14 protein-coding genes are annotated in these 24,631 nt (G+C 35.6%); 4 read left to right on the top strand and 10 right to left on the bottom strand.

Translation table 11 applies throughout. The features are described from left to right. Positions 1-20: 20 nt before the first annotated feature. Together glgD and WMO42_RS10155 are read right to left on the bottom strand one after the other, a co-directional pair. Entirely contained in the window at positions 21-1,136 is a 1,116-nt protein-coding gene (glgD, locus tag WMO42_RS10160) for a glucose-1-phosphate adenylyltransferase subunit GlgD (RefSeq protein ID WP_022502515.1), read from the bottom strand. Beyond that, positions 1,133-2,407, bottom strand: coding sequence for a glucose-1-phosphate adenylyltransferase (locus tag WMO42_RS10155; RefSeq protein WP_055177438.1), 1,275 nt, complete (start codon positions 2,405-2,407; stop codon positions 1,133-1,135). The genes glgD and WMO42_RS10155 overlap by 4 nt, the downstream gene beginning before the upstream one ends. A gap of 212 nt (positions 2,408-2,619) precedes the next feature. On the opposite strand from WMO42_RS10155, the gene murC reads away from it, so the two are divergent. The 4 genes from murC (at position 2,620) to WMO42_RS10135 (ending at position 7,879) form a co-directional block, all read left to right on the top strand. Further along, positions 2,620-3,999, top strand: coding sequence for a UDP-N-acetylmuramate--L-alanine ligase (gene murC, locus WMO42_RS10150; RefSeq protein ID WP_349192205.1), 1,380 nt, complete (start codon positions 2,620-2,622; stop codon positions 3,997-3,999). Positions 4,000-4,302: 303 nt separating this feature from the next. Then, positions 4,303-5,430 carry a DnaD domain protein gene (locus tag WMO42_RS10145; protein ID WP_055177435.1) on the top strand — a complete coding sequence of 376 codons (1,128 nt, stop codon included), beginning with the start codon at positions 4,303-4,305 and terminating at the stop codon, positions 5,428-5,430. 13 nt (positions 5,431-5,443) lie between these two features. Next, positions 5,444-6,442, top strand: a complete 999-nt coding sequence (locus tag WMO42_RS10140; RefSeq protein ID WP_022502519.1) for an ATP-binding protein — start codon at positions 5,444-5,446, stop codon at positions 6,440-6,442. Positions 6,443-6,697: 255 nt separating this feature from the next. Next, complete coding sequence (locus WMO42_RS10135) at positions 6,698-7,879, top strand: ribose-phosphate pyrophosphokinase (protein ID WP_022502520.1); 1,182 nt, start codon at positions 6,698-6,700, stop codon at positions 7,877-7,879. Between the two features lie 714 nt (positions 7,880-8,593). Here the strand turns inward: WMO42_RS10135 and WMO42_RS10130 are convergent. The 8 genes from WMO42_RS10130 to WMO42_RS10095 all read right to left on the bottom strand — a co-directional run bounded on the left by WMO42_RS10130 (position 8,594) and on the right by WMO42_RS10095 (position 24,623). Beyond that, positions 8,594-8,761 carry a hypothetical protein gene (locus WMO42_RS10130; protein ID WP_022502521.1) on the bottom strand — a complete coding sequence of 56 codons (168 nt, stop codon included), beginning with the start codon at positions 8,759-8,761 and terminating at the stop codon, positions 8,594-8,596. A 724-nt stretch (positions 8,762-9,485) separates the two neighbouring features. Beyond that, complete coding sequence (locus tag WMO42_RS10125; RefSeq protein ID WP_022502522.1) at positions 9,486-10,697, bottom strand: iron-containing alcohol dehydrogenase; 1,212 nt, start codon at positions 10,695-10,697, stop codon at positions 9,486-9,488. Positions 10,698-10,964: 267 nt separating this feature from the next. After that, entirely contained in the window at positions 10,965-12,245 is a 1,281-nt protein-coding gene (locus WMO42_RS10120; RefSeq protein ID WP_090140346.1) for a DNA cytosine methyltransferase, read from the bottom strand. Positions 12,246-12,336: 91 nt separating this feature from the next. Next, positions 12,337-13,728 (bottom strand): hypothetical protein, encoded by a 1,392-nt coding sequence (locus WMO42_RS10115; RefSeq protein ID WP_349192204.1) that lies wholly within the window; start codon positions 13,726-13,728, stop codon positions 12,337-12,339. Next, positions 13,718-14,803 carry a hypothetical protein gene (locus WMO42_RS10110; RefSeq protein ID WP_349192203.1) on the bottom strand — a complete coding sequence of 362 codons (1,086 nt, stop codon included), beginning with the start codon at positions 14,801-14,803 and terminating at the stop codon, positions 13,718-13,720. Before WMO42_RS10110 ends, WMO42_RS10115 begins: the two co-directional genes overlap by 11 nt. A gap of 155 nt (positions 14,804-14,958) precedes the next feature. After that, positions 14,959-16,950, bottom strand: coding sequence for a transketolase (gene tkt / locus WMO42_RS10105; protein ID WP_116444285.1), 1,992 nt, complete (start codon positions 16,948-16,950; stop codon positions 14,959-14,961). Positions 16,951-17,000: 50 nt separating this feature from the next. Beyond that, positions 17,001-20,045: a hypothetical protein gene (locus WMO42_RS10100; RefSeq protein WP_349192202.1), complete on the bottom strand. Its 3,045-nt coding sequence runs from the start codon at positions 20,043-20,045 to the stop codon at positions 17,001-17,003. A gap of 117 nt (positions 20,046-20,162) precedes the next feature. Continuing rightward, positions 20,163-24,623, bottom strand: a complete 4,461-nt coding sequence (locus WMO42_RS10095) for a hypothetical protein (protein WP_349192201.1) — start codon at positions 24,621-24,623, stop codon at positions 20,163-20,165. Positions 24,624-24,631 lie beyond the last annotated feature (8 nt).

Below are 24,631 nucleotides of genomic sequence, written 5' to 3'. Positions count from 1 at the left end.
TATTTAATATCAAAATGGCATTAATAATATGATGGGCTGTCCTCAATAACTATCTTAACACCATTCTCGCCAACATATCTTGAGTTAGCTTTTATAGTGCTGTTGCTTTCAACTATGCAGTTCTCAATATAAGCATTATCACCTATATAAGCATTATTCATAATTATTGAATTCTTAACAACTGCGTTATTACCAATATATATCTTCTTGAACAGCACTGAATTCTCAACTGTACCATTAACGATACAGCCACAGGATACAAGGCTGTTAGAAACATTTGCCCCATAATTATACTTAGCTGGTGGCAGATCCTCAACCTTAGAATATATATCCGGATACTGCTTGAAGAAGTAATCTCTTACATCTCTCTTTAAGAAGTCCATATTGGTCTTATAATATGAATCTACTGATGATATATTATTCCAGTATGTATCAAGCATATAGCCATATATCTTCTTGATATTTCTGTATCTTACAAGAATATCCCTTACAAAATCGTATCTGTCTTCTTCAGCAGCTTTCTCAAGAAGTTCAATAAGAAGCCTTCTTCTTACAACATAGATACCTGTTGATACTGTTGAAAGATTAGTCTCTAACGGCTTCTCATCAATATCTGTTATACGTCCCTCGTCTGTAAGTGCAACAACTCCGTATCTTCCAATATCTGCTCTGTTATCAAGCTTCTTTACGACAACTGTAACATCTGCCTTCTTCTCAATATGATATTGAAGAATCTTGTTATAATCAAGCTTATATATTCCATCACCAGAGGCTATTACAACATATGGCTCGTGGCTTGACTTTAAGAAATCTATATTCTGATACAATGAATCTGCTGTTCCTCTGTACCAGCTGCTGCTCTCAGCAGTGATAGTAGGTGTGAACACATAAAGTCCACCCTGTTTTCTACCAAAATCCCACCATTTAGATGAGCTTAAATGCTCATTAAGTGAGCGTGCATTATACTGTGTTATTACTGCAACCTTCTGGATATGCGAATTCGACATATTACTAAGTGCGAAATCTATTGCTCTGTAGCTTCCTGCAACAGGCATTGAAGCAATAGCTCTCTTATTAGTCAATTCGCGCATCATTCTGTTATTACCACCTGCTAATACTATACCTATTGCTTTCATTCAACTTCACCTGCCTTAATAATAATTCCTCCGCTTGGCAACAATCCATCTGGATAATCTTCAACAGTTGTAACACCTGATATAGCTGTGTTCTTTCCAACCTTAACTCCATCAGGAACAACTGAACACTCACCAATTGTTACAAGTCCAGAATTATATATCTTAGGAAGTTTAACATTAGGTACTTCTTCTCCTACACCAAGCTCTACGTTGTCACCTATAACAACTTCCTCTGCAATTATTGACTTATTAACGATTGTATTCTTACCAATAACAGAATTATTCATAATAATTGAATCTCTGACTACGGCACCTTCTTCGATAGTAACACCAGAACCTATTACTGAATTATATATTCTTCCATATACTTCTGTTCCATCACCAATAATACTCTTCTCTATAAATGTATTATCCGCAATATACTGTGGTGGAATTGTATCTGTTCTTGTATATATCTTCCAGAATTCTTCATAAAGATTAAATACTGGAATAATATCTATAAGTTCCATATTAGCTTCCCAATATGAGCTTAATGTTCCTACATCCTTCCAATAACTGTTATATTCGTATGCAAATATTCTCTTATTATTATTGAAGCAATATGGAATTACATGCTTACCAAAATCACATTCCTGCTGATCCTTAAGCTTAATAAGTGCGTCCTTTAATACACTCCACTTAAATATGTAGATACCCATTGAAGCAAGATTGCTCTTAGGATTAGCTGGCTTTTCTTCAAATTCTGTTATTCTGTTGTCCGAATCTGTAACAACTATACCAAATCTGCTTGCTTCCTCAATTGGAACAGGCATAGCTGCGATTGTAATATCGGCATTATTAGCCTTGTGATAATCTAACATTATCTTATAATCCATCTTGTAAATATGGTCGCCAGATAATATAAGAACATACTCTGGATTGTACTGTTCCATATATTCAAGATTCTGGTAGATAGCATTAGCAGTTCCTGTATACCATTCACTATTGGTACTCTTCTCATATGGAGGAAGAACTGTTACACCACCTACATTACGGTCCAGATCCCAAGGAATACCTATTCCTATATGGGAATTAAGACGAAGGGGACGATACTGTGTAAGGACACCTACCGTATCAATTCCTGAGTTAATACAGTTGCTTAATGGAAAGTCTATTATTCTGTACTTACCACCAAATGCTACTGCTGGTTTCGCAACCTTAGCCGTCAGAACACCGAGTCTGCTACCCTGTCCACCGGCTAACAGCATTGCTATCATTTCTTTTTTAATCATGCTACCACCTCTGATGTTTATTTTACTATCTTAAGTTGTATAAATTATATCATATATTTTCCATTAAGTAAAAATAATTTTGCATTTTTTTGATAATTTTTCGTACAATTTCTTAATCAGTATTTTTTAAGTACTTAACAACAAAACAATTTGAAAAAAAAAGCTTTTAGGCATATAATCTTACTTGAATTAGTTTAAGAAAGGAAATTCCTATGTTTACAATTGATTTTAATACTCCAATACATGTACATTTTATCGGAATCGGCGGAATAAGCATGAGCGGTCTTGCAAAGATTCTTCTTGATCGTCATTTTACCGTATCCGGTTCTGATGCACATATATCAGATTTAACAACTGAATTACAGCAGGACGGATGTATAATCTCTTATCCACAGTCTGCTGACAATATCACAGGTGACATTGACCTTGTTGTATACACAGCCGCAATCCACCCTGATAATCCTGAACTTAAAGCTGCTGTTGATGCTGGTATCCCAACACTGACAAGAGCTGAGCTTCTCGGACAGATTATGAAGAATTACCATACCGCAGTAAATGTAGCTGGTACTCACGGTAAGACTACTACAACTTCTATGATTACTGAAATTCTTCTTGCTGCTGATGCTGACCCTACAATCTCAGTAGGAGGCATACTTAACAGCATAGGCGGTAATATAAGAGTTGGACGTTCTGACCTTTTCGTTACAGAAGCCTGCGAATACACTAACAGCTTCTTATCATTTAACCCTACTATCAATATTATACTTAATGTCAAAGCTGACCACCTTGATTTCTTCAAAGACCTTGATGATATACGTCATTCGTTCAAGCTTTTTACTGAAAAGCTTCCATCTGACGGAACACTTATCATCAACTCAGACATAGACAATTATGAATATTTTTATAAGGATACTGACTGTGAAGTCATAACATTTGGTTCTAACCCTGAAAAGAGTATGTATAGTGCAACAAATATCACTTACGACAAATATGGCTGCTGTTCATATACTCTTCTTATTAATAATGAAGATAGTGGAACAATTGAATTATCAGTTCCTGGTCTTCACAATGTATACAATTCACTTTCAGCTGTAGCTGCAGCCTTTAAGCTTGGCATAAGCATAGACAATATCAAGGCCGGTCTTAAGCATTTCACAGGTACTAACCGAAGATTTGAAAAGAAAGGCGAATTCAATGGTGTCACCGTAATTGATGATTATGCACACCACCCTGATGAGATAACAGCTACCCTTAATTCAGCTAAGAATTATCCACATAATAAAATATGGTGCGTATTCCAGCCACATACTTATTCAAGAACCAAAGCTTTGATGCCAGAATTTGCTAAAGCATTAAGCCTTGCTGATAATATTGTGCTCGCCAAAATATATCCTGCAAGAGAAACAGATAATCTTGGCATAAGTTCTGCTGACCTTATGGAACTTATTAAAGCAGAAGGCAAAGATTGCTACTATTACGAATCTTTTGAGGACATCGAAAAATTTTTATTAAATAATTGTATCAACGGCGACCTGTTGATAACTATGGGGGCCGGAGATGTATATAAAATTGGCGAAGAACTTCTAAAATAGCCATTTTTTACACATTTTTATATTTTGTCAACAAAGTTATCCACATTATCCACATTTTTATCCCGTTATGCACGGTTTAAGAATGTGGATTTTTTTGTGAAAAATCACATTGTTAAAAATACAGCAATTTACTGACTTTTCTTAATTCTATCCACGAGTTATCCACATTATCCACATTATCCACATTGATAACCACCTGCTTTTAGCTTGCTTTTCATTTATTATCCACTATGCTATAATGAGCACAAATAAGTGGGAACAAGGAGGGTAAGTCTGCCTTTACAGACTTATTAACATAGATATATGAGTAGTTTAATTTTATCCACAGAATCAAGTGAAGGATACACATCCGTTTCTAATATTTTTATCAGCGAGTATGTTCCTGGTGCTAATGGTGAATTTGTAAAAGTTTACCTTTATCTTCTGCACCTTATGTCGTTACGAAGCAATAACATAAGCATTTCCCTGCTTGCTGATACATTTAACCAGACAGAAGCTGATATTATGAGAGCTCTGCGTTACTGGGACAGCCTTGATGTTATATCACTTTCCTTTAATGGTCCCGGCAACGGCCTGTCCAACATTGTACTTCGTGATATTAAGCACACTGGGCAAGCTGCTAATGCTATGGCTGACCCAATAGCTGCTGAAAGTGCTTCAGTTAATAGTACTTCTTCATACCAGACTGAAACTGTGAGAGCTGCCAAGCCTGATATTAAACAGACCGAGGTTATATACACAGCAGAGCCTTCAAAAGTATCCTATTCAAAGGAACAGCTTAACGGTTTTCTTGCTAATGACAACTTTTCAATGCTTCTGTTCGTTATTGAGCAGTATATGGGACGTCCACTTTCCACTAAGGAAACCAATTCCATTGTATATTTCTACGATGGATTGAAGCTTTCAACTGACCTTATTGAATATCTTTTTGAATATTGTGTAGAACACAACAAAAAAAGCATTAACTACATTGAAAAAGTCGCTCTTTCGTGGGCTTCCAAGAATATACATACAATCGCCGAAGCTAAAGAGGAGACTTCTAACCACACAGATTATGTATACCAGATTATGAAAGCATTTGGCCTATCTAACAGAGAACCTGCACAGCACGAAAAGGCTATGATTGCCAAATGGGCTGACACTTACTGCTTTGATACCGATATGATAATTGAGGCCTGCAACAGGACAATCAAAGCTATACACCAGCCAAGCTTTGAATATGCCGACACCATACTTGCTAACTGGAAGAATTCCAATGTAAGCTCATTAGAAGATGTTAAAAAAGCCGATGCCGCATATGCCGCTGGCAACAATATAAAGCCTAAACAGACAGCTTCTTCAAAGCCGGCTAACAACCGTTTTAACAATTTCCAGCAAAGAGACAAGAAGTCTGATGACTGGTACAATTCACTACTTAGCAACAATAACTAGAAAGGTTTAAACTATGCCGCTTACCAATACCCAATATGCCTCAGTTATGCGTGTATATGACGATATACGCTCACATAATCAGGCATTACAGACTGAACGCTATAACGAAGTCGTTAATAAATGTCCTGAATATAGTTTAATTGAGAATGAGATAATCACGCTTTCTATGAAAGAAGCTTCAAGGCGTATTGTTTCTGATTCATCAGACACGGATTTAGATGAATATAACTTAAAACTCAAAAAGCTGATTGCCAGAAAAGCTGAATTACTCGCCTCAATCGGCAAACCAAAAGATTATCTTGATGATATCTATACATGTCCGGTATGCCACGATACCGGTTATGTTAATGGTTCACGTTGTTCTTGTTTTAAGAAAAAGGCTATTGACCTTATATATGAAGACTCTAACCTTAAGAACATAACTTCAAGTGAGAATTTCTCTACATTTTCATTTGAATGGTACGATAAGAAACAGGTCGATCCTGTCACAGGGCTCACACCTTACAATAATATGCACAAAGTTCTTGATGTATGCCAGTCTTTTGTACAGACCTTTGATAATAGTTTCTCTAACCTGCTATTAACAGGCGAGACCGGCGTTGGAAAGACATTTCTTGCCAACTGTATCGCTAAGGAATTATTAGACACTTACCACAGTGTGATATACCTGACTGCAACTGAGTTCTTTAAATGCTTTGAGAACAGCGATTTCAGACGTAACCTTGATAACAGTATAGATGTTAATTACTTTCTTGAATGTGACCTGTTAATAATTGATGATCTTGGTACGGAAAGCAGCAACTCTTACACTAATTCTAAACTTTTTTATGTAATTAATGAGAGGCTTCTCCGCAATAAAAGTGTGATAATATCATCAAATTTTACAATTTCACAGATTGAGGATTTCTACTCAGAAAGAATATTCTCAAGAATAATAAGCTCATATACAATTCTAAGATTATTTGGAACTGATATACGTTACCTTAAACGAACCAAGATGCTTAAGAATTGATAATTCATATCATTAATTATATTTCAGTTGTAGAAGTCATTTTAATCATTTTAATTATGCTAAAGTGATTGACTTATAATGTAATTAAGATTATATTTAACTATGTATGTTTATTCAGTTAGTTGTAAATGCTTATATTACTTCTATAACCGAATTAATATATATGCGGTAATGCAAAGCACTCCGCATACATTCGTGGGTGATAATACCCATATCCCAATATATTTATAATCATATACAATGGAGGACAATACAATGCCACGAGACGAACGTCATACTGCAACAATTCCATACGGAACATTAGGAATAGTACCATTAAAGAGCTGTTCTAAAATGGGCGAAAAGGTTGATGATTACCTTGTACAATGGAGAGAACAAAGAGAACATGAGAATCAGTCTAATCTTGCTTTTAGCGGATACAAAAGAGACAGCTATGTTGTAAGTGCAAGCACACCTAGATTCGGTTCAGGAGAAGGTAAGGGTGTCCTTAACGATTCTATACGTGGCTACGATTTATATATTATGGTTGACGTATGCAACTACAGCATTGAATATTCACTCTGTGGTACAACTAACCATATGTCACCTGATGATCACTATGCAGACCTTAAGAGAGTAATCGCAGCTGCAGGTGGAAAGGCAAGAAGAATTAATGTTATTATGCCTTTCCTTTATGAAAGCAGACAGCACAAAAGATCAGGAAGAGAATCTCTTGATTGTGCACTTATGCTTCAGGAACTTACAGCCATGGGCGTTGAAAATATTATCACATTTGATGCACATGACCCTAGAGTACACAATTCAATTCCTCTTAAGGGATTTGAATCAGTATCTTGTACTTATCAGTTCATCAAGTATCTTTTACTTGGTGTTGACGACCTTCACATCGACAGCGAACATATGATGGTTATCAGCCCTGATGAGGGTGGTATGGGACGTGCTGTATACTTTGCCAATGTACTTGGTCTTGATATGGGTATGTTCTATAAGAGAAGAGATTATACTAAGATTGTCAACGGACGTAATCCTATCGTTGCACATGAATTCCTTGGTACTAATGTAGAAGGCAAGGACGTTATTATTATTGATGATATGATTTCATCTGGTGAAAGTATGATTGATGTTGCTTCTGAGTTAAAGAAGAGAGGTGCAAGCAGAGTATTCTGTGCTACTACATTCGGTCTTTTCACTAATGGTTTCGATAAGTTTGATGAAGCTTACGAAAAAGGTATCATTGATAAGATTCTTACTACTAATCTTGTATACCAGCCAGATGAACTTCTTTCTAAGCCTTGGTATATCAATGTAGATATGAGCAAGTATATGGCTCTCCTTATCGATACACTTAACCACGACTCTTCAATCAGCGACCTTCTTAATCCTGTTGACAGAATACAGAAAAGAGTTAAAGAATATAATGAAAGATATACAAAATAATTATTAAACAAATGAGATATGGAACTGTTTCACTGAATATCAGTGTGCAGTTCCTTTTTTTATTTTATATATTTTTAGTTAATTAGAATACTCAGTAATGGCTGATAGTACAAATATTATTAAAATAAAGGTATATGATAAATAAAGCAACACATATAAAATACATATAAAAACGGTTACTATATTATCTCTATGTAATATAGTAACCGTTACTTTAAGTTATTCAATTGTTCTTCCTCCAAATCATTACTTTACCTAATTATCTATTCTACAATGAATATAATTATTAATAATGCTTGGTATGTGTTATATTTCCATTGGATTATACCTGCCTTTCTCAATTCCTTATAATCTATATTAACATTCTTAATGAATGGTATCGATATAGTCTATGTATTAATATATTGTCTGCTGAACTTGTCTTCTTTAATATAATTAATATATGTTGTTATATCGATTTATTAATATGTTTAAGGTCTTGTTTGTTTATAATTGTATATTAACACTCACTTATGATTTTGTCAACTCTTTTTTTGATTATTTTTAATTTATTTTTAAATTATATTTTACTTTTGCGTGTTATATTAAATTGTTTGAATTGTTTGTGAATTGATTATTATTGTATACACATTTGCGAATAATAAGCCTGTTATCCCGGCCTCTGCGTAATCTGGATAATAGGCGTGTAACTATGCCCGATATATTTATATTTTGCTACATATCGTATTCTTTATATAGTCTTTCCAGTTCTTTCTTATCTGTTAATTTAACAAGCTTGTCTGAACGTCCATCTTTCAATGCATTATACAAACTGAGCAAATCTTTTTTGTTATTAAATACTTTTCTAAATAACGTGTCTTTAAATCTTCTATTAATCTCCATATCCACCTCTGTATCTTTAAAACTTACTCTCTGTGTCCATATTATTAAAATACATAGCTAATTTTATATTATTAATAATATCTTTTATTTATTATGTCACACATATATATTATTTTTGCAATATACTTTTGATACTTTTAGGCATTTTAATAAAATTAGCGCAAGAAAGAACGAAAGATGCTGACAAGTTACTTACAAACGGCGAATGACACTATAATATGACTACTTCGTAGTCACTCAGAAGTTTCTTCGAAACTTCTGATGCGTTAAAGAACAACACAAAGCTTATGTTATAATAAAAATCCCAGCTCATACTCACATGAGTTGTATGAACCGGGATTTATACTTGTTTTGATTATTCTAGCTGATATATACCAGCCATATGCTATACATTATTATTACGCTTCTTCTTATGAAATAACTAAAAGATATCTTGGTATTATACAAGATGATAAAGACTCGGTGTTTCTGAGTGTTAATTTATAACATATCTATCATTACCCAAATATAAATTTTATTAGTATTCGCTATAAAGTATTATTATTATATGATGATATAAATAATGTAATTGAGTAGAACAAATATTCAAAGGATGCAACATTTTAAGATAAATTGTTGCATCCTTTTGAATTTTTATACTTATATTTTAACAAAAAACAGAGCGGTACATAATGCACCACTCTGTCCTAAATATTATGAAAATAAGAAAATTAAACTGACAATATTAGAAATCTACTTCTGTATCATAGTAGCAGCACTTAAGGAGCTTCTCCATCTCTTCCTGACTTGGCTGACGTGGGTTAGAACCTGTACAAGCATCGCTGATTGCATTAGCTGCTACTTCTGGGAGCTTAGCAAGGAATTCATCTTCTGGAACAATTCCCTGTTCTGCTGGAAGACCACCTTCGCCATAGTTCTTAATGCACTGTGGAATATTAAGCTCATCATTCATCTTACGAAGCATTGCGATTAAGTTATCAATCTTAGCTTCTGTTGTATCACCGCCTAATCCTAAGAAGTCAGCTATGTATGCATAACGCTTAGCTGCTGTCTCATCCTTAGAATTGTACTTGATAACCTTTGGAAGATACATAGCATTAGCTGCACCGTGGATAATATGTCCGCCTTCAAACGCTGCACCAGTCTTATGTGCCATTGAATGAACGATACCAAGTAATGCGTTAGAGAATGCCATACCTGCAAGACACTGTGCATTGTGCATTGCATCTCTCTTTTCCATATCTTCGTTATATGAACCAACAAGATCGTCCTTAATCATCTTCATAGCATGAAGTGCAAGTGCATCTGTATAATCGCAGTTAGCTGTAGATACATATGCCTCAATGGCGTGTGTCATAGCATCCATACCTGTATGTGCTACAAGCTTCTTAGGCATTGTCTCTGCAAGCTCTGGATCAACAATAGCTACATCTGGTGTAATCTCAAAGTCAGCTAATGGATATTTAATACCTTTCTCATAATCTGTTATAACTGAGAATGCTGTAACTTCTGTAGCTGTACCTGATGTAGATGAGACTGCACAGAAATGAGCTTTCGTACGAAGCTTTGGTAAGCCGAATACCTTGCACATATCCTCAAATGTTGTATCTGGATATTCATATTTAATCCACATAGCCTTGGCTGCATCGATAGGAGAACCACCACCAATAGCTACTATCCAGTCTGGCTGATATTCTTCCATAACCTTTGCACCCTTCATAACTGTATCAACTGAAGGGTCTGATTCGATACCCTCGAATAACTTAACTTCCATTCCAGCTTCCTTAAGATAATCTTCTGCTCTCTGAAGAAATCCGAAACGCTTCATTGAGCCACCACCAACACAGATGATAGCCTTCTTTCCTTTAAGAGTCTTAAGTGCTTCAAGAGCTCCTTTACCATGATATAAATCTCTTGGTAATGTAAAACGTACCATAACCCAATACCTCCTATAAATAAAAACATTAATAAGTGATTCGAATGGATTGTTAATTCTCTAACAATCTTTATATCAATAGTATATACCCTTGTCTTTATTATTTCAAGTAAATATATGATAATTTATTGTATTTTATATGTATTTTGTGTACTTTTAACTATTACATTACATTATTCCCGTTATTCTTATTTAATAACTGAATATTCACACAAGCCTACTTATAAATGGCTTAAGGTCCTTTTAATTCCCAACAGTTCAAATTAATTAAATATCATTTTCCTTTAATGCTTTTGTTACAGCAACACCTATCGCCCTTCCAAGCAATGGTGGTACAGCATTGCCTATCTGTACCAGCTGCCATTTTTTAGATCCTTTAAATATAAAATCATCGGGGAAAGACTGCAACGCGGCAAGTTCTCTCGGCGTCAGCACTCTTGGAAGCTTAGGATGAAGATTAACCCCGCCATGGTTCTCCTTAACTGTACATGATGGTTTATCCCATGGAGATTTCTTCCACGCATCAGAATAATTGCCATATAAGCTCATACCTTCTGGTACATTCATAATACGCTTTTTCATATCCTCAGTATGCCTGCTGAAAATATGATTTATTGATTTATTCTCTGGCATATCCATAAATCTTTGTATTTCTTCACCAAGTGTTTTGTATTCCTCCATAAAAGGTTTTGGATGGTAATTAGTTCCTCCAATTCTGTTACCTATAAATATAACTCTCCGCCTTGTCTGTGCCACACCATAATCAGCACTATTAAGCACAGTAACATTAATTTCATAGCCTATTTCTCTATAGTCTGAAATTATCTTTTCTTCTATTTTGCCGTTCAGCATAGACCTAAGACCTTCAACATTTTCCATTACAATATATTCAGGCTTTATATGATCAACTATTTTTAACATTTCTAAATAAAGGCTGTTTCTTTCATCTGTTACAACCCTGTTTCCAGCAAGACTGAATCCCTGGCATGGGAAACCGCCTGCCAATAAATGAATATGTCTGTCACCAATACTCTCATATAAAGCTTTCTTTGCTTCTTCGGTTCTGATATCCCTTGCTTCAACATCCTCTTTATAATTCTTCTGCCCTACAAAATTATACTTATATGTTTCAACAGCTTCTGGCATTATTTCAATTGATGCAACCGGAGTAAATCCTGCCATAGTCAGTCCACAGCTTAATCCACCTGCTCCTGAGAATAAATCAACAAAATTATATCCATTTCTTAACTCATTATGCTTCCAGCCATCATACTCTTCTTTAGTACATTCATCTTTGACATCAATCCAGTTCACAACATCGTTATATGCTGTAGCTGTATTGCTTCCCATAATTGCAAATGTATCCTTATCATTAGCCTCTTCACAATCCCCTGACTGTATCCATCTGTCATAATCATCTAGCAATATTCTCCACTTATTCTGAATTCTTGAAGCCTTTAATTTCTTTGCAGCTATATGCCTTCTAATTGTCTTCTGGCTCTTTCCTGTCTTTAAAGCTATATCCTGAATCGTATAATATTCTGACATTATAGTATCTCCTCCGAACATCAGTTTGTCCACTTCACATGTATTTATATCTAGTTTACATAATACAATAATCTTTGTCAATTTTTTTCGCTTATTTTTTTATTAATCTAAGCAGATTAGGCATATTAAATCTGAACTTGTAACAATTTCGATTCTTATGTACCTGAAATTCTCCAACTGACATTCCATTATATTTTACAGTATTACTTTCATTCCATTCATCAACCGTTTGCTTTGTAAATGTAAATTTATCAAACTCCCATTCAAAGTCCGTAATATCGTCCTTAGATATAGCTAAATAATCAAAAGCATCCTTTACTTCATATATCCACAATAACCAGTCAGAATCAAAAAGATTTTCAACATATATAGGCATAATCTTATCAACCTGTGTCAAGACCATTTTCTTAAAGGCTTCCCTGGTAACTTCTGTTATTCCTTCTTTAAGAAACTCCTTAAAATACAAAAGACATGTCTTAGATCCCGGTTGTCCTACTTCCGGAGGACACACCATTTTACCTTTATTGGTTTTTAATGATAAAGTCTGGTTACCTTTTAACACAAAATCATACGAACACTTGCTTTGTCCTCCACGTTCACCTACTGTTGAACCACTGTGTTCTATTGCAGCTGGCAGTTCTTTAAATGTCTCCTTTACTACAGGCATTAATTTTTCAACATACGATTTCATAACTCGTTTTTGGAAACTCTCCGGCTTTTTCAAATTAAAATAGTCACAAACAGCACCCTCAGCAGACATTCCCAATGTTTCATTAGTTTCTTTTACTATCCTGAACCATTCCGGAATACTGGATATAATAAATCTGAACTTAAATGTTCTTCCTTTATGTGTCTGTATCTCTGCTATAGACTTGTTATGATATTTCAATGTCGTACTTTCTGTCCAATTAGACAAATCTCTCGTAAATCGAAATTCATCTCTTGTAAATGAATACTCAGCCAGCTCCTCACTTTTTATCAACTGCACATCATATATATTCTTTCTTGAAAATAACACCGTATAATCAGACTGGAATAAATTATCAATAAATACGGGCAAAATTTCATGTATATGCTCATAAATAAGCACTCTGACATCCTCCTGACTATTAATCTGACTGCCATATATATCTGCAAAATATTCATTGAGTATACCAAAACCAGCCTGTCCAACTGTTCTTGGAGCGACTTTATCACTGTTCTTTGTCGTTCTGATAGAAAGGGTCTTGCCATTATCCAGCATAAAATTATGTGGTGAAGTTGTCTGTCTTCCTTTAGTCAATTCCTGTGTATATGTAAGCAGACTTATAGGAACTGCGTTAACTTTCTCAAAAATAACAGGTATAACCTTCTCTAATTCAGAATCATACTCGCTGTTATAATTAGCATTAAACTGTGCTTCTGCCTGATTATTAATATCTAAATTATATTTTTCACAAATTTTCTTTTGTAAGCTCAGACCATAATCTGCATTATTCATCATTTTCTTCCTCATATTTATTAAATGTTATTTCATCATCAATTCTATATGTATATATGTCTATTTCTTTAAACCCATAAATTTCAGGCAGACTCTTTATTGCAGATTTTATATCTTTATCTTTCAGTCCTTTATTAACAGTTCTTGAGTTTTCTCCACATATAATCACAGGTCTTACAATATTCTTTCCATTTGTTACTGATTCAGCAACCCATTTAGAATACTTTAAACATCTGTTTATGTGATTAAGGTCAATCACATCACGTTGAAGTTCTATTACATCGATACTGTTTATAACCACACCGTCTACACTTTCCATTACCATATAATCTATTTCAGACCTTTCAAGTCCATATGGCAGATAATTGGCATACCACATAACATCTTCCCGTACTATATCAAGTTCAGCCAATTTATCGTTTCTTCTATCCCTGAACAATTGATTTAATATACACTCAATTGCTTTTTCGTATCTTATGCAATTGCCGCTTCGGACTCTTAGTGGCTCATAATCATAATCATACAGACTATCAGGAACTTTTAGATTATTCTCATTGTTATAATCTAAAGTGATTTCGTCTTCAACTTCAATCACGTCATATTCTCTTATAAATTCATACTGGGAATCATTGACATCTATCAAAGATTGTATTAAAAACTGCATTTCCTCTGGTGTAACCGGACTTGACCCTCTTGCCTTACCTGCTACTTTCTTTCCGATAATATTCCACAATTTATTTTTCATATATGGATTATTAATTACATCGTATTCATTAATCGGTCTTTCAAATACATATGCTTCGCTAATTTTTATATGAAATATAGCATTTACTCCAACGTCTTTTCTGTAAAATGGTAAAGAGACAGCCCTGTATACTCCATAAATATTTTCTGTACCTGACTCCCATAGAAAAATATAGTCGCCTATTTCTACCTGCATTAAATCACTTATAATGTCCGTTAATGTTTTATACCATCTCAATTTACCTTTGGGTTCTGGAACAAACACTGATACTTCCATTGAATCCAGTGTATTTATAATAGTATCTTTATTTACAACGAATAATCTTGCTTTCATTTACATCACACCTTTTTATTTTATTGTATCATAATTCCACAACACACAACACAAAAAATAAAAAGGACGCTCCCGACATTCTCCATTAAGAGAAACATCTGAAACGTCCTATATATTATTATTATCTAACCATTAACACCTAATCCCATTAAGCATTAAGCATTAACAACTTCTTTAACAGTCTTAACAACATTATCAACTGTAAATCCAAAATGTTCAAACAATGTAGCTGCTGGACCTGAAGCGCCAAAGCCTTCCATAGCGATAACCTTGCCGTCAAGACCTACATACTTGTACCAGCCAAAGTCTGAAAGTGCTTCTACTGCAACTCTCTTTCTAACAGCATTTGGAAGTACACTTTCCTTATATTCTGCTGACTGCTTATCGAAAAGCTCCATACTTGGCATACTTACAACTCTTACATCAATGCCTGATTTCTTAAGTTCTTCCTTGGCATTAACCGCAAGGCTTACTTCTGAACCGCTTGCTATGATAATAGCATCTGGAACTGCCTTTTCTGACTCAGCAATTATATAGCCACCCTTAAGTGCATCCTTTGATGAGCCCTCCATCTGTGGAAGATTCTGTCTTGTAAGCACAAGTCCTGTTGGACCACATTCATTCTCTACTGCATACATCCAGGCTGCTGCTGTTTCTGTTCTGTCACAAGGTCTGAATACTGTGAAATCAGGAAGTGAACGGAATGCAGCAAGCTGTTCAACTGGTTCATGTGTTGGTCCATCTTCTCCGACACCAATGCTATCATGTGTGAATACATAAGTAAGTGGAAGCTTCATAAGTGCTGAAAGTCTTGCCATTGGCTTAACATAATCACTGAACACGAAGAATGTTGCAACAAATGCTTTTAAACCGCCGTGAAGTGCAAGTCCATTACCGATTGCCGCCATAGCCTGCTCTCTTACACCAAAATGAAGATTAGTTCCAGCATAATTATCCTTAGAGAAATCACCCGCATCCTTCATATTAGTCTTATTAGATGGTGCAAGGTCTGCTGAACCACCTATTAAATTAGGCATTGCCTTTTTAATCATATTAAGAATAGTTCCGCTTGTGCTTCTTGTAGCTTCTGGCTTATCACCTTTTGCCCAATATTCATCAGAATTGAACAAATCGGACATATCATATCCATCAAAGTAATTATCCCATAATTCTTTCATTTCTGGATACTTCTCCACATATGCAGCAAAAAGTTCATTCCATTTATCCTCTGCCTTTGCCATATTATCAGCAAGTTCCTTGTAATGGTCATATACTTCCTTAGGAACTTCAAAATCACCCTTGCAAGGCCAGTTAATATTTTCCTTAAGAGCAGCCACATTATCAACACCAAGAGGTTCTCCGTGTGCACTTGCCTTGCCCTGCTTAGCTGGACAGCCATAACCAATAAGTGTATTAACCTTAATAAGTGATGGTCTTGTCTTATCAGCCTTAGCTTCCTCTATTGCCTTGCCGATTGCTTCAAGGTCGTTGCCGTCCTCAACTTCTATTGTCTGGAAACCAAATGCCTTAAATCTTGTAACTACATCTTCTGTAAATGCTATATCTGTGCTTCCCTCAATAGATATATTGTTTGAATCATAGAATACAATAAGCTTTGAAAGTCCTAGTGTACCAGCAAGTGAGAAACACTCTGATGAAATACCTTCCATCATACATCCATCTCCACCAAGTACATAAGTATAATGGTCTACAACCGGAAAGCCTTCCTTGTTAAATACTGATGAAAGATGTGCCTCTGCCATTGCCATACCAACTGCCATTGCCATGCCCTGTCCTAATGGACCCGTTGTAGCCTCAACACCTACAGTATGTCCATATTCCGGATGACCCGGTGTGAGTGAACCAAACTGTCTGAAATTCTTAACTTCTTCAAGTGAAAGATTACCTATTCCAAATAAATGGAATAATGAATAAAGAAGCATTGAGCCGTGTCCACCTGATAACACAAATCTATCTCTGTTAACCCAGTCTGGATTGTGTGGATTATAATTCATATGTTTTGCAAATAATTCATAAGCAACAGGTGCTGTTCCAAGTGGTAATCCAGGATGTCCTGAATTAGCTTTCTGTATCGCATCAGCGGATAAAACCCTGATTGCGTTTACTGACATTTCTTCAATATTCATAAGTATCCTCCATTCTTGTGCATATGCACACTATAAGTTATATTTTATTATCAATCTTTAAAATCTGCTTCTGTAAGGAATATAACATCTCCTCGTTCACTACGCTTCTTCTTAAGTCCACCAAAGAACTTTCTTGACGCTCTCTTTTCAGAGTTGGCAATTGCCCTGTTGATAATCTCTTTAATATCATCAAGCTTGATATTATCATTAACACTATGAAGCTTGTCAATCTTTAAATACAGTTCAAGAAGTGCATCATCATCAACCTCATACTGTCTCTTTCTTGCAAAACGCTTTGCCATATCAACAAGTTCATTAACTGTGTACTGCTTTAATGTAATTCTATGGTTAAATGTCTTTACCATATCCGGATTAAAGTTCACAAGCACATTCATCTCTGCATCTGAATCTTCAAATATAACAACCATTCTATCTGTATCTTCGTTAAGACAGGATATAATCTCATTAATCCTCTTAGGCTGTATTGTGCCTGCACCTTCAACGATAAGAGCTGTACCCTTAAGCTTGCCCATAGCTTTGGTTATGCCTCTCTGGTTAATACTCTCGCCAGATGTCTTGGCAATCTTCTTTGGTCTGTCAGGATATACATAATTAATAGCTCTTACAATTGTTCTAGCAAGATCTGTCTTATCAGAGCTTGAATTACCTGATATAAGAATGTTACCACACGAAGAATTAGTCATAGCCATCTCTTCATCAAGTGACTCGAATAAATCTACAAGCTGCTCCTCAAGTCCAGGCATCTCTCTGTATTTTTTAAATATCTTAGCAAGCTCCCCGGATAATTTCTTATCATTATGCCAAACCCTGTCATTGTCATCTTCATTATCCATTGAAGATACATTGAACTTCATATTCATACCCGGCGTAACAAAATCTGTAGCTGCAATCTCTGGCTCAGCGGCTCTGCTGTACTCTGCTTCTGAATTATTAACGTTGTTATAATTGTTAAGAACCTCATCTGTTACTGGCTCAAAATGTGTTGTGTTAAGAGTGAGTTCTTCATTCTCAGGTTCAGCGGCTTTTTCATTAACAGTATCTGATACTTCTGGTCTTTGCCATTCGCTGTCGTCATGTGCCTGTTCACTATTATTGGCAATTACATTACCACTCACCGCTTCAACATTATTGGCAACTGTATTACCACTCACCGCTTCACCGTTATTAACACCTGTGCTACCGCTCACTGCTTCGCTATTATTAACATCTTCTGCCACTTTTAAAGCTTCTCTGGCTCTCTCAAGCTCCTGTGTCATTTTCTGATCTAATATAAACGAAGCCTTTCCCGTTCTCATAGCCAGATCTCTCTTAGCCGCACCAAGTAAAACCTCTGCATCAGCTAATCTCTTAGCCTCCCTCTCGCTGAATTCTGTTCCCTTTCTTAAAGCCTCTTCTTTCTTCATGGCAACAATCTTCTCGTAAGCTTCACTCTTCTCATCTTTCTCATCAAGCATACGCTCTAACTCAACCTTAGAGAACTCTCTTGTATCCTGCTTGCCATACTTTTCTTCTCTTACAGTTTCCATCCAGTCAGCTATGCTTAACTGTCCTTCAATCTGCTCATCTTCTATGTTCTCTGCTTCACCATCTGCGTAAACAGTATTAGCATTTCCTGCATTACTATCTGCTGTGCCATCAGTTCTTAGCTCACTTGTCTTTGCCGGACTCTCATTCAATGCTTCGGACATTCCTGTCTTTCTTTCAAATGGAGGCTTAAATGACTCCTCATCACTAAATATATCATTAATATTCTTAGCAAGTTCTTCCTGAATATTATGAGTATCATAAAGGTTATAATTAGGTACTTTAACCTCTATGTCCATAGCATCAGCTTTCTCATCAATACGCTTTCTTGCCGCCTCCCGTGCTTCTTCCTCGTCTTCCTTGGTAATCTTATCACAGCTGTTCTCAATATTTCTTTTTGCGTTCTCGATAAGCTCCTTTAATGACATAGAAGCTTTGCTGACATTTTCATTAAGCTTCTTATCTGCACTCTCATCTAATATTCTGTTGTCCTGCTCTTTTTCAAGCTTTGCAGCACTCTCATCTACAGAATTCCCTTCTGCTTCCTGTCTTCTAATAGCATTTACAATTGACTCTTTTAATGCACTGCTCTGGTCATTCTGGACAAGATCCATTGATAAACCAGATGTATCTTTTACACCAGCCACGTCTGAACTTCCCGCCACATTAACATTTCCTGTTGAACGGTCATTTCCGGTATAATCAATATTACCCACTGGCTGTTCTCCTGCAACATCTTCAGATTTAAATCTTAAAGCTTTATCAGTCACATTAGAATACCTGCTATCTGAAGCCTTGTTAGAAGGTGCTGCTTTGTCTGAATCAGCTTTATCATCTTCATCAAGCAGATCGCCGACTTCGTCCTTTTTAAGACGTGCAAGCTCTTTCTGCTCCATAAATAATCTTTCTTTGTTAGCTTCTTCGTCAGACTTTCTTGCGTTAATCTCACTTAAAATCTTCTTCTGTGTGTTAGTCATAGTAACACCCAGCTTTTCCTTAAGCTTTACAGCTTTCTCTACATATATGCCATCCTGAAACCATAATACAAGGTTATCACAGGTCTTAGAACAATCTTCTTTTCTTCCTGTCTTGTAATATAATTCGGCAAGCTCATACATATATTTCTCGTCAATCTCAGCTTCCTTATACTTTTCAAGTATATCAACAAGCTCAGTATCAGGTGCATCCTGTGCCCTTCTTAAGTCGTAATATAAGATATACTTATTAACATCGTGTGCTGATAATTTGGCGTATTCCCTGTATAATTCTTCAGCATTTTCAAAATCGTCAACTTTGATAAAGAATTCTGTGAGCTTATATATAAGCTTTCTGCCTCCAAGGTTACGGTTGTATGCAAGAATTGCCATATCTCTTGCTTCTTCGTAGTCTCCTGCCGCTTCCTGTACATTAATTATTGTTGCAAGCGTAGACCAGTCTTTTACTTTATTCCAGTTCATCTGCTTTGCAATCTCTGCTGCCTGCTTATATTCTTTCTTAGCTGCAAGCTTCTTTATCTGTTCCAACTTTATATTAAACTCATATTTATCCACGTTAAAGACCTCCATTATGTCAATGAATCGACCCTCAAATTCCAATAATACGGCATATTAATGCCAATTTAAACATTCCGTATAATTTTATCACAGTAGAGTATCCTTGTAAACCTGCTATATGAAATCAAAGCTTGCCTGTTCATAGTCCATTCTTGTGTATTCCAATTCAGTCTCTTTAACATTACTATAATAGTCAACAACAACTGTCTGCTGTCTTTTGTCTGCCATCTTCTGCCCAAGTATATAATTAACATCAAACCTTGAGGTAATCGCCGGTGTTGCACCTCTTGCAGGAACAATGAGCTGTACATGGTTTACTGCAAGCAGTTTAAAGATCGGCTCCCATATATATATATCCTTTGCCGCACCAAATGGATTATCTATAAATATAGTCTTACCCAAAGGCTGTCCATCTGATACTGTGTTCATATTGGAAATATAATTAATAATAGCTATAAGGAACTGTATATATATCCCCTGCGACTGTCCTGTTGAGCCTACAGCTTCCTCATATCTTAAATATCTGCTCTGGTCTTTTATTCTCTCTCTCTTGTAAAGATTAATTCTTACTGAATTCATATCCGTTACAATTACTGAGAAAAGCCGTTTCCATGAAAGCCTGCTTCTTATATATCTGAAACGTTCTTCCTGCTCCTTAAAGCTTTCTGCTGCAACAATTGTCTCATCAATGTAAGCTGACATTCTGTCCTTATACATTTCTTCCTTAACATAAGGAATATAAAGCCCGATTATTGCAATATCTTCATTGTCCATTCTGATATGCGAAAGCTTTGGAAGTCTTTCAAGCTCAGTCTTTATATTACAGCATGTCTGTATACATCTGTTCTCAAAGTTATCCTTGATACGTTCCATATCCTCTATTCCCTTGTGAACACGCTCTTTCTCAAGTTCAATAAATGAATTCGTATCCTCTATTGATTTAACAAGCTGTTCTGTCTTTGCGGCATTAACAGGAAGCACAACCGATACATTAACCTCAACGGCAAGTTCAGCACCATTATAGTTCTTAAGTTCATCTATTAGCTTTGTTTTATATTTGTTGAACTCATCAGCTTTCTTGTATTCAAGCTTTAATATAGATGAATACTCTTTTGCTGTCTGCTCGTATTCTTTGGCAACACTTTCAAAATCTTTAATCTCAATGTCCGATTCTGATAATTCCGCATAATTCTCAATATCAATTCCTGCATTATATGTTATTCTTTCAAGGTCTTTTCTTATAAGCTGTATCTCTTTGAGTTCATCTGACATATGCTTTCTTAACTGTGCATACTTTTCTATATTCTTCTCTAATTCTGCTACTGCCACAGACATATCATCTGCGAACTTTTCAGGATTGTCACACTCAAATTCTTCATATCTTCCATATTTTTCTTCAATCTGACTCTTAGCGTGTGCAATACTTCCCTCAAGTCTGTTAAGAAGTGCTTCTTTAGCTTCTGTCTCCCTGCTTCCTTCATCATATTCCTTCTGATACTCGTGCAGTTCATTGTTAAGCCCCATAAGCTTTGTCCTGTCACTTACAGATATTGTTCCAGTCTCATACATCCCCTTAAGTTCTTCTAATGTATGACCTCTGTACTCAATAGCTTCAATACATTTATCAACAGAAGCTTTCAGGTGCTTTCTAAGATTTTCCTTATCAGAAACATCTGAATTCTTATTAGCCAAAATGTCTTTAAGACCTGTTATCTTAGCGGTAAGTTCGTCAGGGTTAATCTTATCCGCTTCATCATTATTATAATCAATGCCCTCATTGTAAAAATGCGACACGGTATTTTCCCAAATGCTTACAAGCTCTGAGTACTGATTATCAACATTGGTCTTATATTCATCTGCCTTAATATAGTCTTCTCTTATTTTATCAAGATAATCTGCACATTCTATAATCTGCGCTTCGGCAGACTTAAGCTGTTCAGTAAGCTGTTTTAATGTCACATATCCCGCCGTTACCCTCTCATTTACAACTGCGATTTCTTCATATCTGCTTATGTTTAATTCAACAGACTTCTTGGACTTTCTGACATTTTCAAGTTCTGCCATATCCTGTGACTTCTTATCATTATATCGTCCAAGCTCTGCTCTGTATGCGGCGATATTCTCTTTGATGTCATTTTTTCTCTTAAGAAGTTCCTCAGGTGCATCAAGCTTTTCCGCTGATGTATCACCAGCATTAACCGAAAGCACATAATCTTCAAGAACTGTCTGCTTTCTGCTATTAAGCTTTGTTATGGTATCGTTAAGATTATCAAGTTCTTCCCTTAAAATGCGTACCTTTACATCACGTCTTTTATCGTCTGTAAGATAACTTATGTCATTAAATGCAAATATAACTTTATCGCTGTTTATATTAATATTTTCATCTTTAAGTGCCTCTGCACTTATTACCGGATATACAGCACTATCCTGTGTTTCAGTTCCCAGTTCCGCTTCCTTTAACTTGTCAAAACCACTGTCAATTACAAAGCTGTACTGTATAAATGGTATTCTTTTAACAATATCTTTTCTCTGCTGTTCGCTTGCATTTTCAAGATACTTATAACCTTCTGTTACAGCTTCACCGCACACTGATTTAAGATATTCCCTGAACTTATTGTAAGAAGGATTGTCTATATAATAAGAACCTGCACTTACTGCTTCTATAAGTTTTCCAAGCTTAACTGCCTTCTGGCTGTCTTCATTATATTTGTCATTCATTCTTAAGAATTCTTTGAAAATGCCTTCTTTTAATCTGTCAGCTCCTGCAATTCCATATATTCTCTGCAAATCCTTAAGCTTGCTCTCATTCTCCTGCCTGCTTATAATCTGTGATTGAAGTTGGTCAATTCTTTCATCTAACATCGCAATATTAGACTCAGCAATATTAATCTTTTCCTCTGTCTTGTATACCGACTTGGTTGTTTCTTTAATGCTTTCTTCCAAAAGAGCCTCTGCCTTAAGAATACCATTATGCTGTACCCTTAATTCCTCTATCTTGGATATAATATCATCAACAATCAGTATTCCATAAGCGTCAGCAAGCCTTTTAAGCTCTTTCTCATCCTTTTCAATCTGCTGTTTTACAGCACTTTCCTGTCCCTGTATAACAGCACAGTTATTCTTGTCTTCCTGATGTTTCTCATCTGCCTTTTTAAGCTCATCTCTTAAATTCTTCTCATCTATAGCTGCTCTGGCAGTCTTAGCTGAAAGTTCTTTTTCTGCCTTGTCATAATACTGCTTATATATAGCTGCAAGCCTGTTTAATTCTGACGCTATGTCCTCATCCTCTATCATACGGCTGTCAATTGCAGTATTAACTTTAACAAGTTCTTTTTCGTAATTGATATAGTCACAATAATTATTAGCTGCCTCTAAAAGCATAAGCTTTTCCCTTGCAGTCTTTATCTGGTTCTCTTTCTTATTTCTATCTGAAAGTGCTTCCTTGACAAGCTTATCAAGCTCATTTAATGACTTCTTTTCCTTTAATACATTGGCTACTGCTATCTTATATTTCTTATCAGAAAGTTCATTATAAAGCTCCTGCTCTTTTTCATTATGTTCTGAAAGCTCTGCTTCTTTTCTGCCCTCAGCATTAATCACTGATAAGAGCATATTGGCAAGCTTGTCCTCTATATTGCTTTTATTAGAATAGAATTCCTTATATGTCGCAATATAATCTTTAAAATATGTTAAAGCCTCTATCTGATTATCATAATCATTAATCTGACTGTTCTTCTTGGAAAGTTCTATAAGCTTATCCTTAATATCAAGTAGTGTCTTTGCCATCATAGAGTCATCATTATCAACTGAAAGCCTGTTATTGTAAGACTTCTGTATAATCTCCTCTATAAGAAGGTCCTCAACGACCTTTCTGCTTGTCCTGTAATTAGTCTCAAAATAAGTTCTTACGTGTCCCTCTGTCTTATTGATGCCTCTTACTATCTCCCACGCACTTTCATATATTCCGTAACGTGATATAAAGCTCTGGTAGTCCCCCTTTCTGTCAAAAATGTATACTTTAATGTTATAATCTGACTTCTCCGCTTCTCTTAAATACGCCTTTAAGCCATTATAAGTAACCCTCTCACCATTAACAGCAAGCGGCAGGTTCTTTATGTCATTTTCCCCGAACTTTCTATAGAAAATGCAGTAATTGAAATACTCTACACTTGTATTATCAGATGATGAAGCCTGTGCCTGTGTTAATGTATCTGTGCCGTCAGTAACATTTTCTTCATCCTTCGCATCTCTTGCCTTTCTTGCACAAAAGCCTGTTGTCATATATCTGAAACCGTCTTTAACTGCATTGTTATCAAGCTTCCACTCAACAAGCGAGTGTATACAGGTGTTGTCACTCCCTTTTCTGAAAAGCTTCTCTATAGGCTGTTTCTCATCAAGTGTGCAATTAGGAATCATATTCTGCATAAGAAGAAGCATTAAAAGACTCTTTCCACCACCGTTAGCAAGGTCATATATTGTATTTCTGCAATTAAAACGCATTATAAAATCATCATAGAACTGCGTTCCAAAATTATATTTAACATTATTAACTCTTATTCTATTAATCTGTGGCATATCTACCT

Source organism: Lachnospira sp. CLA-JM-H23 (assembly GCF_040096425.1).
In the GTDB taxonomy this organism is placed as follows: domain Bacteria; phylum Bacillota; class Clostridia; order Lachnospirales; family Lachnospiraceae; genus Lachnospira; species Lachnospira rogosae.
This window is presented reverse-complemented; position numbering and strand designations above follow the sequence as displayed.